Source organism: Micromonospora echinofusca (assembly GCF_900091445.1).
GTDB classification, from domain to species: domain Bacteria; phylum Actinomycetota; class Actinomycetes; order Mycobacteriales; family Micromonosporaceae; genus Micromonospora; species Micromonospora echinofusca.
Window position 1 is genome coordinate 2,084,320 of sequence record NZ_LT607733.1, and the last position, 16,242, is coordinate 2,100,561.

Annotated in this window: 15 protein-coding genes and 1 tRNA gene; 13 read left to right on the top strand and 3 right to left on the bottom strand. The window is 72.8% G+C overall.

Features of this window, described 5'->3' with window-relative positions:
- Positions 1–14: 14 nt before the first annotated feature.
- Entirely contained in the window at positions 15–608 is a 594-nt protein-coding gene (locus GA0070610_RS09480; RefSeq protein WP_088999676.1) for a TetR/AcrR family transcriptional regulator, read from the bottom strand.
- Positions 609–712: 104 nt separating this feature from the next.
- Here GA0070610_RS09480 and GA0070610_RS09485 point away from each other — a divergent pair, with 104 nt between their 5' ends.
- From GA0070610_RS09485 to GA0070610_RS09495, 3 genes are all read left to right on the top strand, one after another.
- Positions 713–1,090, top strand: a complete 378-nt coding sequence (locus tag GA0070610_RS09485; protein WP_088999677.1) for a DUF4267 domain-containing protein — start codon at positions 713–715, stop codon at positions 1,088–1,090.
- On the top strand, positions 994–1,623 hold the full coding sequence (locus tag GA0070610_RS09490) for an SAM-dependent methyltransferase (RefSeq protein ID WP_231926014.1): 630 nt from the start codon (positions 994–996) through the stop codon (positions 1,621–1,623). Before GA0070610_RS09485 ends, GA0070610_RS09490 begins: the two co-directional genes overlap by 97 nt.
- Before the next feature lie 223 nt (positions 1,624–1,846).
- A complete protein-coding gene (locus GA0070610_RS09495) occupies positions 1,847–3,412 on the top strand; it encodes a class I SAM-dependent methyltransferase (protein ID WP_088999678.1) in 1,566 nt (521 codons plus the stop codon).
- A gap of 170 nt (positions 3,413–3,582) precedes the next feature.
- Here GA0070610_RS09495 and GA0070610_RS09500 read toward each other — a convergent pair whose 3' ends face one another.
- Positions 3,583–5,562: an endo-1,4-beta-xylanase gene (locus tag GA0070610_RS09500; RefSeq protein WP_088999679.1), complete on the bottom strand. Its 1,980-nt coding sequence runs from the start codon at positions 5,560–5,562 to the stop codon at positions 3,583–3,585.
- Between the two features lie 374 nt (positions 5,563–5,936).
- On the opposite strand from GA0070610_RS09500, the gene GA0070610_RS09505 reads away from it, so the two are divergent.
- From GA0070610_RS09505 to GA0070610_RS09535, 8 genes are all read left to right on the top strand, one after another.
- Positions 5,937–6,623: a hypothetical protein gene (locus tag GA0070610_RS09505; protein WP_197697818.1), complete on the top strand. Its 687-nt coding sequence runs from the start codon at positions 5,937–5,939 to the stop codon at positions 6,621–6,623.
- A gap of 6 nt (positions 6,624–6,629) precedes the next feature.
- Entirely contained in the window at positions 6,630–7,220 is a 591-nt protein-coding gene (locus GA0070610_RS09510; RefSeq protein ID WP_088999681.1) for a MauE/DoxX family redox-associated membrane protein, read from the top strand.
- Positions 7,217–7,765, top strand: a complete 549-nt coding sequence (locus GA0070610_RS09515) for a hypothetical protein (RefSeq protein ID WP_197697819.1) — start codon at positions 7,217–7,219, stop codon at positions 7,763–7,765. The genes GA0070610_RS09510 and GA0070610_RS09515 overlap by 4 nt, the downstream gene beginning before the upstream one ends.
- Positions 7,762–8,697 (top strand): peptidoglycan-binding domain-containing protein, encoded by a 936-nt coding sequence (locus GA0070610_RS09520; protein WP_088999682.1) that lies wholly within the window; start codon positions 7,762–7,764, stop codon positions 8,695–8,697. The genes GA0070610_RS09515 and GA0070610_RS09520 overlap by 4 nt, the downstream gene beginning before the upstream one ends.
- Positions 8,694–8,867 (top strand): hypothetical protein, encoded by a 174-nt coding sequence (locus GA0070610_RS30870; RefSeq protein WP_172896489.1) that lies wholly within the window; start codon positions 8,694–8,696, stop codon positions 8,865–8,867. The genes GA0070610_RS09520 and GA0070610_RS30870 overlap by 4 nt, the downstream gene beginning before the upstream one ends.
- A gap of 81 nt (positions 8,868–8,948) precedes the next feature.
- Positions 8,949–9,452, top strand: a complete 504-nt coding sequence (locus GA0070610_RS09525; protein WP_197697820.1) for a hypothetical protein — start codon at positions 8,949–8,951, stop codon at positions 9,450–9,452.
- 132 nt (positions 9,453–9,584) lie between these two features.
- Complete coding sequence (locus GA0070610_RS09530) at positions 9,585–10,475, top strand: ABC transporter ATP-binding protein (protein ID WP_088999683.1); 891 nt, start codon at positions 9,585–9,587, stop codon at positions 10,473–10,475.
- Positions 10,472–12,073, top strand: a complete 1,602-nt coding sequence (locus GA0070610_RS09535; protein WP_088999684.1) for a polyketide antibiotic transporter — start codon at positions 10,472–10,474, stop codon at positions 12,071–12,073. The genes GA0070610_RS09530 and GA0070610_RS09535 overlap by 4 nt, the downstream gene beginning before the upstream one ends.
- 103 nt (positions 12,074–12,176) lie before the next feature.
- On the opposite strand, the gene GA0070610_RS09540 is transcribed toward GA0070610_RS09535, so the two are convergent.
- Complete coding sequence (locus tag GA0070610_RS09540; protein ID WP_088999685.1) at positions 12,177–13,487, bottom strand: phospholipase D-like domain-containing protein; 1,311 nt, start codon at positions 13,485–13,487, stop codon at positions 12,177–12,179.
- Between the two features lie 353 nt (positions 13,488–13,840).
- On the opposite strand from GA0070610_RS09540, the gene GA0070610_RS30450 reads away from it, so the two are divergent.
- Both GA0070610_RS30450 and GA0070610_RS09545 read left to right on the top strand, forming a co-directional pair.
- Positions 13,841–13,969: transfer RNA gene (locus GA0070610_RS30450), tRNA-OTHER, on the top strand.
- Positions 13,970–14,025: 56 nt separating this feature from the next.
- The gene (locus GA0070610_RS09545; RefSeq protein ID WP_088999686.1) at positions 14,026–16,185 is read left to right on the top strand and encodes a TerD family protein; all 2,160 of its coding nucleotides are present in this window, start codon (positions 14,026–14,028) and stop codon (positions 16,183–16,185) included.
- Positions 16,186–16,242: the final 57 nt, after the last annotated feature.

Sequence of the window (16,242 nt, forward strand, 5' to 3'; positions counted from 1 at the left end):
CGGCCGCTGGCCCTTCACGGCGTGGTCGGGTTCGTCGGGGTGTCGGCGAGCTGGGTGACAAGGAAATCGAGGCGTTCCTCCTGCGCGTCCGGGGGGATGCGGCCGCTCTCCGACAGGACGGCCATGCCGTGCAACGCGCTCCAGAGGACCTCGGCGAACAGCTCCCGCCGTTCGTTGTCCGGACGGAAGCAGCTGACGAACTCGTCGAACGAGGCCCGCAGCGGAGGCGGTGTCTCGACGCTTGCGAACTTCAGGTCGGTGGGCAGGATGAACATGGCCTGGTACAGGGCGGGTCGCTCGGTCGCGAAGTCCAGGTAGGCGCGGCAGACGGCGCGCAGGGCCCGCCCGGCATCGGGGGCGGCCTGCCGCGCGCGGCGCAGATGGACGGCGAGTTCCCCGAAGCCGTCCAGGGCGACGGCGCTGACGATGGCGTCCTTGCCGGTGAAGTGGCTGTACAGCACCGGCTGGCTGTACTCGACGCGCTCGGCCAGCCGTCGGGTCGTCACCGCCTCCCAGCCTTCGGTCTCCGCGAGCTCGCGGGCGGCCGTGACGATCAGCTGATGGCGGTGGGCGCGTTCGCGTTCGCGGCGCTCGCTGATGGCGGACATGACGACATCCTAGCGGCGCTAGACCTGCTGTCGGCGTTAGGGTACCGTCGCTCTCACTGCTAGCGCCGCTAGATCCGGCGCTTCCGTCGAAGAGGGGACGACCCGTGCTCATCAACGTCGCCAACGTGCTCGCCGGCCTGATCGGCGTGGGCATCAGCTTCATGGGCGTACGCGCCTTCTGGGCGCCGCAGGCCGCAGCCGGCTTCGGCATCCCCGGCACGCCGACCGAGGACCCCACCTTCCAGGCATGGCTGTCGGTCAAGGCCGTGCGCGACATGGCCGCGGGGCTCTTCATCTTCATCCTGCTGGCCGGAGCGACACCCGACCTGCTGGGCTGGTTCATGCTGGCCGCCGCCGGCATACCCGCAGGCGACGCACTGGTCGTGTGGCGCAGCAAGGGGCCCAAGGCGGCCGTCTACGGCGTCCACGGGGCCACCGCCGTGGTGATGCTGGCGATCGGCGTGATCCTGCTCGTCGCCTGACCGATCGTCTCGCTGCTCCGGCCGGCCAGGACGCCCACTGGCGGACGGGGGAAGGGTGTCCAGCCATTCTCAGCTTCCAGATCACTCCGATCGGTACGGTCCGAAACGACCGTACGGATGTCCAGCACACCGACAACTGGGGTGCCGTCCGCAGCACGATCACCATCGACGAGCGCTTCGGTGAGGCGTGCCTCCAGGGCCTGGAGGGCTTCTCCCACGTGGAGGTCCTCTTCCTCTTCGACCAGTTCCCGGAGCACGGCGACTACCGCGAACCCCGCCCCAACCGTGGCCGATCCGATCTCCCGCCCGTGGGCGTCTTCGCCGGCCGCGGCCCCCGCAGACCGAACCGCATCGGGGTGACGTGCTGTGCCATCGAGTCCGTCCACGGCCGCGAACTGACGGTGGTGGGCCTCGACGCGGTGTCGGGCACCCCGGTCATCGACCTGAAGCCGACGATGACGGAGTTCCTGCCGGTGGACGTCAAGCAGCCGGAATGGGTCAGCCGCCTGATGTCGGAGTACTTCCGGCCGTAGCCGGGACCTGGGGCGAAGCTCGACGCCGCGTCGCGCAGGAGCTTCGCCGGGTGCGCCGGTGCGGAGGACTCGACGGTGGAGCCGCCGTCGCGTACCTGCGAGGACGGTGACCGTCCGGCGCGGGTCGGGGCCTGCCATGCGCGGACGGCCCGGTGGGTCGCCCGTCGCGGACGACCGACACCCTGCCGCGCACCGCCCCGCAGGCATCGGCTAGGAACGTGACATGCCCCGCTACCTGCTCTTTCCCGGCCGCCACCACCTGCTGACCCGGTTCCAGGCCGGGTACCTGCGCCAGCTCGCGGCGCAGGGCGACGACAGCCTCGCCGACGGTGACGCGGCGGCCGGGAGCGAGGACGCCGGCGGGGCGACCGTCGTCTGGGCGGTGACCTCGGCCAACCACGAGAACACCCGGCGCAACCCGGTGCCGTACCACCGGCGGGAGGCGGCGATCGAACGGTTCAGCGTGCTCACCGGGCTCCGGTCGGTGGTGGTACCGATCTTCGACACCGCCCCGACCGACCGGTTCGCCGAGGTGACCCTCAAGACCGTCGCGGCGTCCACCGGGCTGGAGCTGACCCCGGCGGACACGGTGGTCGCCTGCTCCACGCCGGAGGTCGCCGCGATGTACGAACGGCTCGGGTTCCGCATCGCCGGGGTGGAGGCCGACGTCGAGCCGGCACCGGTGCGGCCGTGGGACGTCCTGCTGCGGCTGGCCGACGACGACCCGTCGTGGCGTGACCTCACCCACCCGGCGACCGTCGACGTGTACCGCCGCTACCGGCTCGACGACCTGGTCCGCTCGGTGGTGAACGACCCGGTGGTCGGCGACGAGGGCGGACTGACCGCCACCCGCGACTACCGGACGTACGCCGAGGCGTTCAGCGACGCCGCGCAGCGCAAGTGGGACGCGGTACGCGAGCACGTGCGGCCGGGGCGGATCGTCGACGTCGGCTGTGGCGCGGGCGCCGTCTTGGAGCTGGCCGACCGGGAGCCGGCCCTGCGCGAGAGCGACCTGATCGGCGTCGAGGTGGCCCGGCAGCTGTTCGAGGAGTGCGTGCACAAGAAGGCGCAGGGCGTGTTCACGAACCCGAACGTCTTCTTCTACCGCCGTAACGTGCTCGGCGGGGCGGTGTTCGCGCCGCGCTCGGTGGACACCACCATGACCTTCGCGCTGACCCACGAGATCTGGTCGTACGGCGAGCGGATGGCCTCGCTGCGCCGGTTCGTGCAGGCCCTCTACGACCACACCGTGCCCGGTGGGGTGTGGATCAACAGTGACGTGTGCGGGCCCGACGGCAGGGATCGGACGGTGCGCCTGCGGCTGACCGCCACGGACGGCGTCAACCCGTCCCGGCCGCGTACCGACCTGGCGAGCCTGCCGCCCGGCGAGGTGGCGGCGTACGTCGGCGGGCTGTCGACCCGGGCCCGGCTGGACCAGTTCGCGGTCGACTACCGGTTCCCGTTCGCGTACCGCCCGGTGGACGGGGCGGACGACACGATCGAGCTGACCCTCGGCGCGGCCATGGACTTCCTCACCCGCAAGGACTACACCGACAACTGGCTGTCGGAGACCCAGGAGCAGTTCTGCGGCATGGAGTACGCCGACTGGAAGTCGTTGCTCACCGACGTCGGCTTCGAGATCGACGGCGCGAGCGGGACGTCCCGCAACGACTGGATCGTCACCAACCGTCTCGCCCCGGTGGCCGCCCTCAGCACCCCGGCGGGCGAGCCGCTGGACTGGCCGGTCACCCACGTACGCCTGGTCGCCCGCCGTCCGGTCAACACCTGACACCTGGTGGCCGGTCGGGCGACCACCCGGTCGGCCCATGCCCACCCACCCGTCGACGCTGCCTGGTGCGGCTCCGGTGGCGCCCGACCTTCCGCCAGCGCCGTCGGGCGTCGGACCCGGACACGGCGGTGGCCGGGCCTGTCCGGCCTGACCACCGCCCAGCCCACGGGTCAGCCCGTCGTGCAGGTCAGCCCGTCGAGGGTGAAGCCGACCGGGCGGTTGTTGCTGGTCTTCCAGCCGGCGAGGAAGCCGAACTCGACCGTCCCGCCGGCGGGCAGGGCGGAGTTCCAGGACGTGGGGGTGACCGTCACCTCCGGGCCGTCCTGCCGGACCGTGCCGTTCCAGAGCTGGCTGACCAGCTGGCCGTCCGGGAACCGCCAGCGCACGGTCCAGCCGTCGTGCGCGGCCACCCCGGTGTTGGTGATCCTGAGGCTCGCCTGGAAGCCGCCCGGCCACTGGTTGGTGACGGTGTACGTCGCCCGGCAGGTGTCCAGCCCCGTGGTCGGCGTGGCAGTCGGGGAGGCCGTGGGGGAGGCCGTCGGCGTCGGAGTCGGATCGATGCGGGTCGGGTCGACGATTCCCCAGTAGGCCGACTTCGCCTGGAGTTCCGTGTCGAACAGCAGCGGCGCGTCCTTGCGGGCCACCGGGAAGGTGTCCAGCCAGGTGTCGTCGTCCGCCAGTCCCCAGAGGGTCACCGAGGTCAGTTCGTCGGCGTAGCGGCGGTAGAGGGCGAACAGGTCCCGGTACCGGTACGCCTGGGTCAGCAGCCGGTCGGCCGGCGGGGTGGGGAAGGACTCGTCGTTGGCGACGTAGATGCTGACGTCCATCTCGGTGACCTGTTGCTCCACGCCGAGCGGGATGAACGCCTGGAGCATGGCCTCGGTCTCGGCGATGGACGGCCACTGGACGTTGACGTGCATCTGGTGCCCGACGCCGTCGACCGGTACCCCCTCCGCCCGCAGCCGGGTCACCAGGTCGCGCAGCTTGTCGCGCTTGGCCGGCACGTTGGTGTTGTAGTCGTTGATGTAGAGCTTGGCCGTCGGCGCGACCTCCCGGGCCACCCGGAACGCGGTCCGCAGGTAGTCCAGCCCGCTGATCTCGTACCAGCGGCTGCGCCGCAGCCCGTCGGACTGGTTCTCGTCGATCACCTCGTTGGCGACGTCCCAGACCCCGATGGCGTCGCCGTAGCGGCCGACGACCGCCCGGATGTGCGCCTCCAGCCGGGACAGCAGCAGGGCCTTGTCGGCCGGGTCCGAGGTCAGCGGGGTGCCGTCGGTGTCGGTGAAGACCCAGGCCGGGGTCTGCTGGTGCCAGACGAGGGTGTGTCCGCGTACCGACAGGCCGTTGCCGGTGGCGAACCCGACCTGCGTGTCGGCGTCGGCCCACCGGAAGGCGCCCTCGGTCGGCTGGGTCGCGTCCCACTTGAGCGCGTTGCCGGGCGTGACCGTGTCGAAGTGCCGGCGCAGCAGGACCGCCTGGTCGCCGATGATCTGCCGGTTGCCGATCGCCGCCCCGATCGGGAAGTCGGTGGCCAGCACCTCCCGCAGGGCCGGGATGTCCGTCTGCACGGGCCTGGTCGGCTGGTACGCCATGGTGAAGTCGTCGAGGTGCAGGCCGGCGGTGCCGCCGGCGGTCTCCACGTACGCCGACAGCCCGTCCACGTCGTGGGCGAGCACGTACGTGCCACTGAGCCGGACCCAGGCGTCGGCGGTGACCGCGGTGTCACCCACCACCTGGTCGTAGGCGGAGGTGCCGCCGGAGTCGCGTTGCACGCTGAGCCGGACCTGGCCGGGCGACTCGCCGGCGGCGAGCCGGACCCACACCGTCAGCGTGTAGCGGGTTCCCTCGACCATCTCGTCGAGCAGGTCGATGGCGGGGCCCTGCCAACTCGCGGTGCGGCCGGAGGTGAGCAGGCTGCGGGTGCCGCCGTGGGCGACGGCGGTGCTGACCGCGACGGTCTCACCGGCCCGGGGCCGGAAGCCCTGGGTGGTGCCGTCCTCGAAGGTGGCGTCGAGGACCGGGACGGGGTCGGCGGCGCGGGCGGAGGGAGTGGACAGTGGAACGGCGGCGGCCACGGCGACGGTGGCGAGGCAGGCCAGGGCCAGCAGCCCCGGCAGGAGGCGGCGACGGCGCGTCCAGGGAGCGCGCATGGGGGTGTCCTTCCGGTACGGGTGGATGCGCGCGGACCGCTGGGCGAGGTTCTCGCGGATGCGGTCGCACGCCGGTCGACCGGCATGAGCCCGCATGCCGGTGGTCGGTGGTCCCGCTCCGCCCGCGGCACCCGTGCCGGGCACCGCTGTCGAGGACCGATGGTACGGATCACGGGCGCGGCGCTCCAGGGTCCGTGCCGACCGGCGGGCGGGAGCGGTCGTCCGCGCGCCCGCGGCGCCACGGCGTCGGACCGGCGCTGTCACCACCCGGTCACCTGATCGATATTGTCAAATATTTACCAAGCCGTATATCGTGCCGGTGCTAAGTTCCGGACCCGACGAAGGGCGGTCGCATGGCAGCCAGAGGTGCGCCGGTGACGCATCGTGCGATCGACCAGAACCGGTTCACGCTGGACGGCTCACTCGACCTCAGCGCGCCGTTCACCTCCGTGGCCGACGTGACGATCGGTGGCCGGCTGCACGAGTTCACGGCCGGCGCGGTCGGGCTCGCGGACGACGTGGCCCGCACCCTCGGCGTCGAGACGTTCGACGAGGAACTCACCTACCAGGGCGGAACCCTGCTGACCGCGCGCATCCGGTCCTACGACCCCCAGATCCAGTTGGCCGAGGAGCGGCTCGTGGCGGTCTGGCGGGGACGGCGACACTGCTTCTTCACCGAGATGTACGGCGCGGCGACCACCGACCTGCTCGGCGCGCTGCGGGCACTGCGCGTCGAGGAGCACGACGACGGGCTGGCCCTGCGCCCGACCTCGAAGACCGGCGCCAGGTTCGCCGAACCCGCCACCGTGCTCAAGGAGGTGCCCGGGCTCGGCCTGCTGGAGATCGCACCGCTGACCAAGCAGCGCGTCGGGCAACTGCCCTCCTGGCGTGGCCTGCGGACGCAGGCCGGTGAGCTCTTCCGCGACGTCCTGCCCGACGGGCAGCCCTACTTCGTACTGGCGGCGGCCGACGCCTGGCTCAGCCTGGTGCCGTTCGCCGACACGGACATGGAGCAGGTGCCCGCCCTGGTCGACCGGCTCCGCGTCCGGACGGCCGGGTAGGCCGCGATGTCCGTACTGCTGGCCGGCGTGGCCGCGTACACCGTCCTGTTCACCCTGCTCGTCAGCACCGCCGAGCACCTGTCCCGGCCGGCGGCGCTCGCCGGGGCCCTGGCCGCGCACCGGATCCTTCCCGCCCCGGCCGCGCTCGCCGCCGTCGCCATCGCCGGCGAGGCGGTGCTCGCCGGCGCCGGGATCGTGGCGCTGCTCCGTCCCGGCGGCGAGGGCCTGCTCGTCGGGGCCCTCGCCGGCAGCGCCGCGCTCCTCGCGCTGTACGCCGGCTACGGCCTGCTCGTGAGGTCGACGGGGCGCGCCCGACCGTGCGGATGCTCCCGGGTGGAACTGCCGATGACCGGTTGGGTGGTGGCACGAGCGGCGGTGCTCGCCGGGCTCGCCCTGGTCGCGCTGTCGCTGTCCGACTCGATCGTTGCGCTGAACCGCGCCGACGCCGCACTCGCCGTCGTGCTGCTGGCCTCCGCCACGTTCACCGCGCTGCTGTGGCACCTGCCCGCCGCGATGTACGACCCGGCGACGGCGCCGGCCGGGCGCCCCACGACTGGCCGGTCCCTCGGCACGACGGAAAAAGGCCTGCCCGGATGAGCTTCCAGACCAGCGCACTGATCCTGAGCTGGATCGCGATACTCCTGCTGGCGTTCACGGTCTCGGGCCTGGTACGCCAGGTGCACGCGCTGTCGAGCGGAGCGGTGCAGCGTCGTCCCGAGTCGGTCGGCCTGCGGCCGGGCACACCGGCCCCCGCAATCGCCCGGTTGGCGCCGGCGGCACCGACGGTTCCGCTGGTGCTGCTCTTCCTGGAGCCCGACTGCGGGACCTGCACCGAGGTGCTGGCCGAAGCGACCGACCACCACGAGCGCCCCGGTCTGGAGTTCCGGGTCCTCTACCGGGAGGACCCGCCGGCGCGTGCCGCGCAGTTGCCGATCACCGTGCTCGGCGGGCAGGCGGAACTGTTCGAGCGGTACGACGCCATCGCCACCCCGTTCGCCACCGTCGTCGACCGGGCCGGGCGGGTGCTCCGCGCCGAGCCGATCGGCTCCCGCGCGGCACTGCACCGCCTGCTCGACGAGGTCGACAGCCCACCCGGCGGCTCCGCACCGGCGGGCGCCACGAATCAGGGAGGCCGGGCATGACCGGTATCGACACCGTCCCCTGGCTGCGCGGCGACGACCCGGGGACCGGGCCCGCCGTGCGGCGGGTGCCGCTGGAGCGGGGCGGCCACAGGCGCGCGGGGTGGGCCCTGTCGCGACGCACCCTGCTCCGGGCGGGCACCGCGGTGGGCATGGCCGCGCTCAGCGTGTTCCCGGCAGCCCGCCGCGCGTACGCCGACGGCTACACCATCTACGCCGGGTGCCCGACGTACGCCAGCGACCACAACTGCTCACCGGGGTGCGGCCCGAGCACGATCTTCGCCGATTCCTGCAACACCAGCGGGACGTACACGGGGTTCCACAAGAACGACGGCGTCACCTGGATCCTGCGGCCGAACCAGTGCTACGGCGGCACCTACGACGGCTGGCTGTGGGCCTACAACGGGGCGTGCGGCGCGTGCGCCTGCTCGGTGGAACGCCGGTGCCACGACGGGTACAAGAAGACCAGCGCGGGCTGGGTGAAGTCGATCTGCCGATGGAACACCAAGTGCGGATGCCTGGGCGCGGCCAGTTGGCCCACCACCCGGCGGAGCAACACGGGGGTCAACGTCTACACCGTGCAGCACCTGCTGACCGCCCGCGGGCACGCGACCGACATCGACGGGATCTTCGGTGGCGACACCGAGGCGAAGGTGAAGAGCTTCCAGACGGCGGCCGGGCTCGGGGCCACCGGTGTCGTCGACGCGACCACCTGGCCGAAGCTCGTGACCACGGTCCGCTCCGGGAACAGCGGCCACGCCGTCAGCGCCGCCCAGCGTCAGCTCAACAGGCGCGGCTACGCGCTGGTGGTCGACGGGTCCTTCGGGCCGGCGACGGACAGCGCGACGCGGGACTTCCAGCGGCAGAACGGGCTGACGATCGACGGGGTGATCGGGGGCAACTCCTGGCGGACGCTGACCGGCGCCGCCGTATGACCCGGACGCTGCCGGGAGGTGCCCGGGCGGTACTGCGCCGGAGCGGCGACCCCCTCGTACCCCTCCTGCTGCTCGCCGTCGGCGCGCTCGCCGCCGCCGCGTACGGGCACGTCCTCACCTGGGCGATGATCGGAGGGCTCGCGGGTTACACGCTCTCCGGCTCCGTTTGAACGCACAACAGCGCGCACGCGCTGGCCTCGCCCGGGTGGCGGGATCGAGATCGGCAGGGCGTCGTCCTCACCCTGTTCGTCGTGGGGTTGATCGCCGGTGGCCTGCTCAGCGGATCGGTGCTGTGGTTGCTCTCCGGCCTCTCCGCGCCCCTGCCCGTCCCGTGGCGGTACGCGGGCATCGTGGCGGTGGCGCTGCTGGGGCTGCTCCGCGAGGTCGGCCTGGTGCCGCTCCGGCTGCCGCAGAACGCCCGGCAGGTGCCGCAGGACGTGCTCCAGCGCAGCCTGCGGCGCGGGGCCCTGCAGTTCGGCTTCGAGATGGGCACCGGGGTCCGCACGTACGTCTCGGCGAGCGCCCCGTACGTGCTGGCGGTCGCTGTGCTCCTCGGCGGTCAGCGCCTGCACGTCGCGATGCTCGCCGGGATCGGGTTCGGCGTCGGACGGGCGATGACCCCGCTGGCCCGCCGAGCCGCCGGCACCGGCGACAGGTGGGACGCCGACCTGCGGGTACGGATCCGGACGATCACCGTCACGGCGGGCGCCGTGCTCGTGGCCGCCGTCGGTCTGCTCGCCGTGCGGCAGTTCTGAACGCGGCGCGAGCCGCTGTTGTCCCGGCAGCCGCAGCTTCCCCTCGGTGACGGCCGGGAGTACGGTGACAGCAGGTGCGCCGGGAAGTCTGGTCGGCAGTTCGAGTCTTGCTGCTGGCCTACGGAGGCTCCGATGGGCACTGCCGCCCTGCGCACCGAAAACCTGTCCAAGCGGTATGGCCGGCTGCTCGCGGTCGACGACGTCACCCTCGACGTCGCGCCGGGAGAGGTGTTCGGCTTCCTCGGCCCGAACGGCGCCGGAAAGTCGACCACGATCCGGCTGCTGCTCGGCCTGGCCCGGCCGACCTCGGGCCGGGCGTGGATCTTCGACACGGACGCCGCCGATGTCGCCGCCGCGCATCGCCGGCTCGCCTACGTGCCGGCGGACGTGGCGCTGTGGCCGCGGCTGACCGGCGCCGAGGTCCTGGACCTGCTCGGGCGCATCGGCCCCGGCGTCGATACCGCCTACCGGGACGAGCTCGTCGAGCGGTTCGCGTTGGACGTGTCCAAGCCGGCCCGCACCTACTCGACGGGTAACCGGCAGAAGGTGGCCCTGGTCGCGGCGTTCGCCACCCGGGCGCCGCTGCTGGTGCTCGACGAGCCGACGAGCGGCCTGGACCCGCTGATGGAACTCGAGTTCCGGCGGGCCGTCGGGACCGCCCGCGACAACGGGCAGACGGTGTTCCTCAGCTCCCACCAGCTTGTCGAGGTCGAGTCCGTCTGCGATCGCGTCGGCATCCTGCGCGCCGGCAAGCTGATCGAGGTGGCAACCGTCGCGGGGCTGCGCCGGCTGCACCGCACCGAGGTGGCCGCCACGTTCACCGGCACGCCACCGGACCTCACCGGCGTCCCGGGCGTCGACGCCCTACGCGGCGACGGCGTGTCGGCCCTGCGGTTCACCCTGAACGGCCCGCCCGCGGCGGCGCTGCGCGCCCTGGCGGACGCCGGCGTGGCGACGATCGCGGTGCGCGAGCCCAGCCTCGAGGAGATCTTCCTCGCCTACTACGGAGGGGACGTCCGATGAGCGCCCCCACGCTGACCGCGGTGCGTCCCCGGCGGGTGCTGAACGCTCTCGCGGCGCGACAGGTGCGCCGCGGTGCCGCGGTCGTCGTCGCGATCTGCGCCGGCATGTCCGCGCTGATCGTGGTCACCTACCGTACGCAGCCGCTGGATCCGGCCGCGTTGGCGGCGCTGACGCGCAACCCGGCGATCCGCACCCTGTTCGGCGAGCCGGTCGCGCTCGACGACGCGGGCGGGTTCACGGTGTGGCGGACCGGAACGGTCCTGGCCGTGCTGCTCGGTGTGTGGTCGATGCTGGCCGCCACCCGGATCACCCGCGGCGAGGAGGATGCCGGTCGGTGGAGTCTGCTGCTGTCCGGTCGTACCACTCTCCCCGAAGCCGTCCGCTGGCACCTCGGCATCCTCGCGGTCGTACCGGCTGTGGCCGGCGGGGCGACCGCGGCGGCGATGATCGTCGCAGGCGCGGGCGTCACCGGTTCGGTGCTGCACGGCACCGCCCTGGCCGTCGTCGGGTTCTTCTTCGTCGTCGTGGGTGGAGCCACCGCGCAGATGTTCGCCAGCCGGTCGGCGGCCAACGGCGCCGCAGCCGCCGTTCTGGTCGTCGGGCTGCTGATGCGGATGGTGGGCGATGGCGTACCCGCCCTGGCCTGGCTTCGCTGGCTGTCACCGTTCGGCCTCATGGCGCTGGCCCGCCCGTTCGACACCGACCGAGGGCTGCCGGTGCTGGCGCTGGGGCTCGCCGCAGTGCTGCTGACGGCCGGCACGGGCCGGCTCGCGGCGCGCCGCGACGTCGGCGGGGCGATCGTCGGTCCGGCCGGCGGCCGGTCGGCGCACACGGCGCTGCTCGGTTCCGTGCCGGCCTTCGCGGTGCGGCGCACCCTGCGGCCGTTGGCCGGGTGGTCGGCCGGCGTCGGCGCGTACTTCCTGCTCATCGGGGTGATTGCCCGGTCGATGACCGACTTCCTGACGGCCAGCCCGGAGTTCGCGACGAGGGCGGCCGCGGCCGGCTTCGGGGAACTCGGCACCGTGCGGGGCTACGCGGCAACCATGTACGCCCTGCTCGCGGTGCCCGTCGGGGTGTTCGTCGCGGTCCGGCTCGCGGCCGTCGCGGCGGACGAGAGCGCCCGGCGGCTCACGTTGGTGTTGGCCGCGCCGGTGACCCGGCTGCGGCTGCTGGCCGCCGAGACGGCCGCCGCGATCGGCGGCGCGTTCGTCCTGGTCACGGTGGCGGGTCTCGCCATGTGGGTCGGTACGGCCACGGTCGACGCGGGACTGGGCGTGGGCGACGCCCTCGCCGGTGCCTGGAACGTCCTGTCCGTCGTGGCGCTCTGCCTCGGCACCGCGGTCCTGGCGCTGGGCTGGATGCCCCGCGCCGTCGCGGCGATCGGCGCCCTGCCGGCTGCCGGCGGCTTCCTGTGGCACGTCGTCGCGGACAGCGTCGGCGCTCCCGCCTGGCTCGCCGCGTCGACTCCCTTCGCGCACCTGGCCGCCGTGCCGGCCACGACACCGGACTGGGCCGCAGCCCTGGTCATGGCCGGCCTGGCAGCGGCCGGACTCGTCGCGGGCGCGATCGGATACCGCCGCCGCGACCTGCACACCTGAGCGCCTGCGACACGGTCTCGGCCCTGCGCCGACGGTTGCGGTGACGCGCAGGACGGCCGGAGACAGACACCTGACCGGCGGCGGGCAGCCGGTCAGGTCGTGCTCAGCGGACGGCGCCGCCGCGGGCCCGGCAGGTGTCCCGCACGTGCCAGAAGTCGCGCAGGTACTCGTCGTGCATGCCGCGCCCCATGATCCGCAGCAGGGTCTCGTCGGCCTGTCGCAGGGCCGAGACGGCGTAGTTGTGGCTGCCGGTGAAGACCCGCGGCACGATGTCGTCGTCGTACGCGCCGTCGATCAGCATGTACTTGTTGTGGGTCCGGATGTCGCGCCCCGGGCCGACGTTGAAGTTGCACCTGGTGAGCTGGATGTTGCCGCCCAGCGCGTTGAGCACGGCGGTGTTCGCCTCGGTGTAGACGACGTCGACCCAGCAGCCGGCGTTGCGCAGGGCGGTGAGTCGCTTGGCCACCTCGGGCCGGTTGAACGAGTACATGTTGACCCGGATGTCGGTCTGCCGGCGGGTGCCCGCGTCGTCGTAGCTGCACGAGGTCACGGCGTTCAGGATGCTGACCACGGTGTCGGTGGCAGGGTCGGAGAGCGGCTGGCCGGAGCGTTCGCGGCGGGGGAAGAAGTGCGCCTTGTAGGTGCTGCCGGTCGGGGTCACCCAGTAGTAGTCGTTGTCGCCGGTCGAGCCGTACCGGTGGGAGCGCAGGTCCGCGAAGTACGTCCGGTAGGCGTTGTAGGTGGTGGCGTCGCTGAACGTCACCCCGTTGTTGTACGCCTCGTTCGCGTCCCACCACGTCAGGTTCGCCGAGCCCTGGAAGACCACGTTGGACACGCTCGCCCCGGTGCCGAGCACGATCCTCGACGCGGTCAGGAACTTGTTGTGGTTGTACGCGGTGACCGTCGAGTCGGTGTACTGGATCGCCCGGGTGCCGATGCAGCCTCGGTCCTGGCTGGGAAAGCGGTCCGCGCAGTGCACGATGTACGAGCCGGCGGTGTCGGTCGAGCCGAGGACCGGTTGCAGCCGTTGGAACGGGCGCCCGGTCGCCGAGGACTGGTCCACGATGATCTTCACTCGGACGCCCCGCTCGTACGCGGAGATGAGGCGGCCGGGGATGTCCGGCGTGGTGGCGGAGTCCGTCACGTCCGAGAACGAGAAGTGGAACCACGACATCTGGATCTCCTCGCCCGCCGGGACCCGGTCGATGATCCCGCCCAGCTGCATGAAGATCGCGTTCTGCTCGGCGACCGAGCCGAGCGGCCGGCTGAACACCGGCTTGTCCAGCACCGGGTCGGGCCCGGCGGCGCTGGCCGGCGCGGGGCGGAGGGCGGGGACGCCGCTGGCGGCGAGGACGGTCACGAGGACCAGTGCCGAACGGGTCGCGAGTCGCGTCATGAATCGATTGACGGCCATGAATGGAGGATGCCATCGGCGCCGGCCGGCGGGCTACCCCTCGCTAAGGCGGCGGGGAAGGGCGCGGGCGGCCCCTCCCGCCCTGGCGCTGCAGGGGTGCCGGTCCGAGGCCGGCAGGGCGGAGGCCCGACGAGAGCCGATGCCCTAGGACGCTTCAGGGGGTGCGCCCGGCTGCCTCCGGCCCGGCCGGCCTCACCCGACGGCACTTGTCACGTCCGCGCCGGCCGGCGGTGCGCACGGCGGTTGCGGCGCAGGTCGTCGGTGGGTGGGCGGGCATGCGGGCCCCGCCGCGGCGCCGCCCGGCGGCAAATGCGATAGCCACGCCGAAACGGCGGGTGCGATGATCGACACCTGGGTCGCTAGCTCAACTGGCTAGAGCATTCGACTGAGTAGCGCGTCCGCTCTCCGCCTGTGCGGGCATGGAGGCGCTTCCTTCTCCTTGTTGGATCGAAGGGTTCGGGGTTCGAGTCCCCGGCGACCCACTCTGCCGCGGCTGCGGGTCGGCAACCGCCGGAGTCGACCGGAACGGGGGGACCACGTGCTCGAGAATCTGATCATCCAGAAGACACTGCGGGTGCCGGCCAGCACCGGCGCGGCCGGCGACGGCGGGCCGGTGGCCCGGCAACTGGACGCGGCGCTGCTCGACGTCGGGTTCTCGGCGTCGCGGGCGCTGCTGGAGCACATCGGCGCCCTGGCGCCCGCGCCGGCGATGGACCTCGCCGCCACGGTCGTCGCGGCGGTGCGCGAGCTGGTGGGCGACCACGTCCAGCACAACGCCTATTTCATCGGCTTCCCCGACGACGTGCCGGACACCATCGAGTTCTGGGCGGACCGCCTGCGGGCGGCCGTACTCACCGGCGGAGGCACGGCGAGCGACGCCCAGCTGCGCGACGCCGTGGCCTCGGGCGGCGTGAACCTGCTCGACCTGCCGGCCTACGGGACGTACCAGCACACCTGGGCCGAGCTCCTTGCCGCGCACGACGATCTGATCAGCGCAGCCGGCGACCGGGTGACGGTGCTGCGTCTCGGCGACGCCGTCGACGTGGAGGCAGAGCGGCTCTACCTTGCCCTCGCCGGCAGTGCGACGCCGCACGGCGAAGCGGACCTCGCGATCCTCAGCGAGCTGGCGGTCTCCTGTGTGGACGGCGCGCAGCCGGCCGAGATCCCGGTGCGCGAGAACCGGGCCGTGCTCAACGGGATCCGGCTCGTCCTCGGGCGGCCGCTGGTCGGCGTCGACACGACGACCGACGTGCTGCGCCTCGCCTGCCAGGTCTCCGGCGGCGACGCCTCACTGGTGGCACCCACGCGGTTCCGTGCGTTCCGGCGCCCGGAGCGGCGGATGCTGCTGGCCGCGCTGGACGAGGTCGTCGGCGCGAGCCCGGCGAAGCTCGCCGACGTCGTGCGCCACGCGGAGCGGTGGAAGCGGCTGGGGGAGCGGCTGCACCCGCACGAGTACGGCCAGTGGCCGCACGCGCAGGCGGTGTTCGCGGTCGCGCGCGGCGAGCGGCCGGTCCGCACCATCGCCGGCCGCGCGGAGGCCGCGATCCGCGCCGGAGCCGTCGGTCGGGCCGCATCGGTGCTGTCGGCCGCGCCGGGTCTGCTCCTGCGCTCCGCCGACCGGCTGCTGCGGCTGGCGCCGCCGGCGGAGCGAACCGCTGTGGTCGAATCGGTCACCGGTGCGCTCGCCTCGGCGTCGGGCCGGGTCCTCCTCTCGTTGCGCGAGCATGTCGACAACCGGCTGACGCCCGCGTCCGCCCGGCTGTACGCGAGCCGCTCGCGCAACGCCTGGGTCGGGCCCGACGAGCGGCTGCCGCTGCCGGCCGGGCTGGTGGCCGAGCTGTCGTCGTTGCTGGACGCCGAGATCAGCGCCCGGCTGCCGGAGCTGGAACGACCGCTGGTGGTGGATCCGGAGGTGCTCGACGTCGCACTGCCGCTGTCCGGCAAGGCCGCCGAAGGCGGTTTCGCGGTGCTGCCGAGGGGCTCGCGCGCGGTGGTCTCCGGTGAGCTGCTCCGCTTCTTCACGTACTGGCGTCAGAACAGTCGTCGCACCGACTACGACCTGTCGGTGCTGCTGCTCGACGACGGGTTCCACAGCGCGGGCCAGGTGTCGTGGACGAACTACCACCACGACGGCGTGGTGCACTCCGGCGACATCACCGAAGCGGGGAACGGTGCGACCGAGTTCGTCGACGTGCCCCTGACAGTCGGTGGGCGGTACGTCGTGCCGCAGGTCAACATCTACGCGGGCGAGTCGTTCGACGAGGTCGCCGAGTCGATGTTCGGGTACCAGACCCGTGCGCGCGACCAGCTCGGCGCCCCGTTCGACGCGCGCACCGTGCGGGCGCGTTCGCACCTGCGGGGCCAGGGCCGGGTCGCGCTGCCGATGGTGTTCGTCAGGGGCGAGCATGGCTGGCAGGCCGTGTGGCTGCACCTGTACCTGCGCGGCCGGCCCTCGTTCAACCGGGTGGAGGGGAACACGTTCACCACGGCCGACCGGGTACGCGCTCTGCTGGAGCGGCGTCACCTCACGGTGTCGTACCTGGTCGACCGGTGGCGGGCGGGGGCCGAGGTGACGATGTGGGACGGCCGGCTGCCGGAGGAGCCGGTCACCTTCGTCGGCATCGAGGCGCCCGAGGGGCTGCCGGACGGATCGGAGGCGTATACGCTCGACCGGCTCAGTGAGTTGATCCCTGAGTAAGCGGCGAGAGCCGAGGCCATGCGGGCGCTTCCTGCTATCCCGTTCGATTCGGTACCT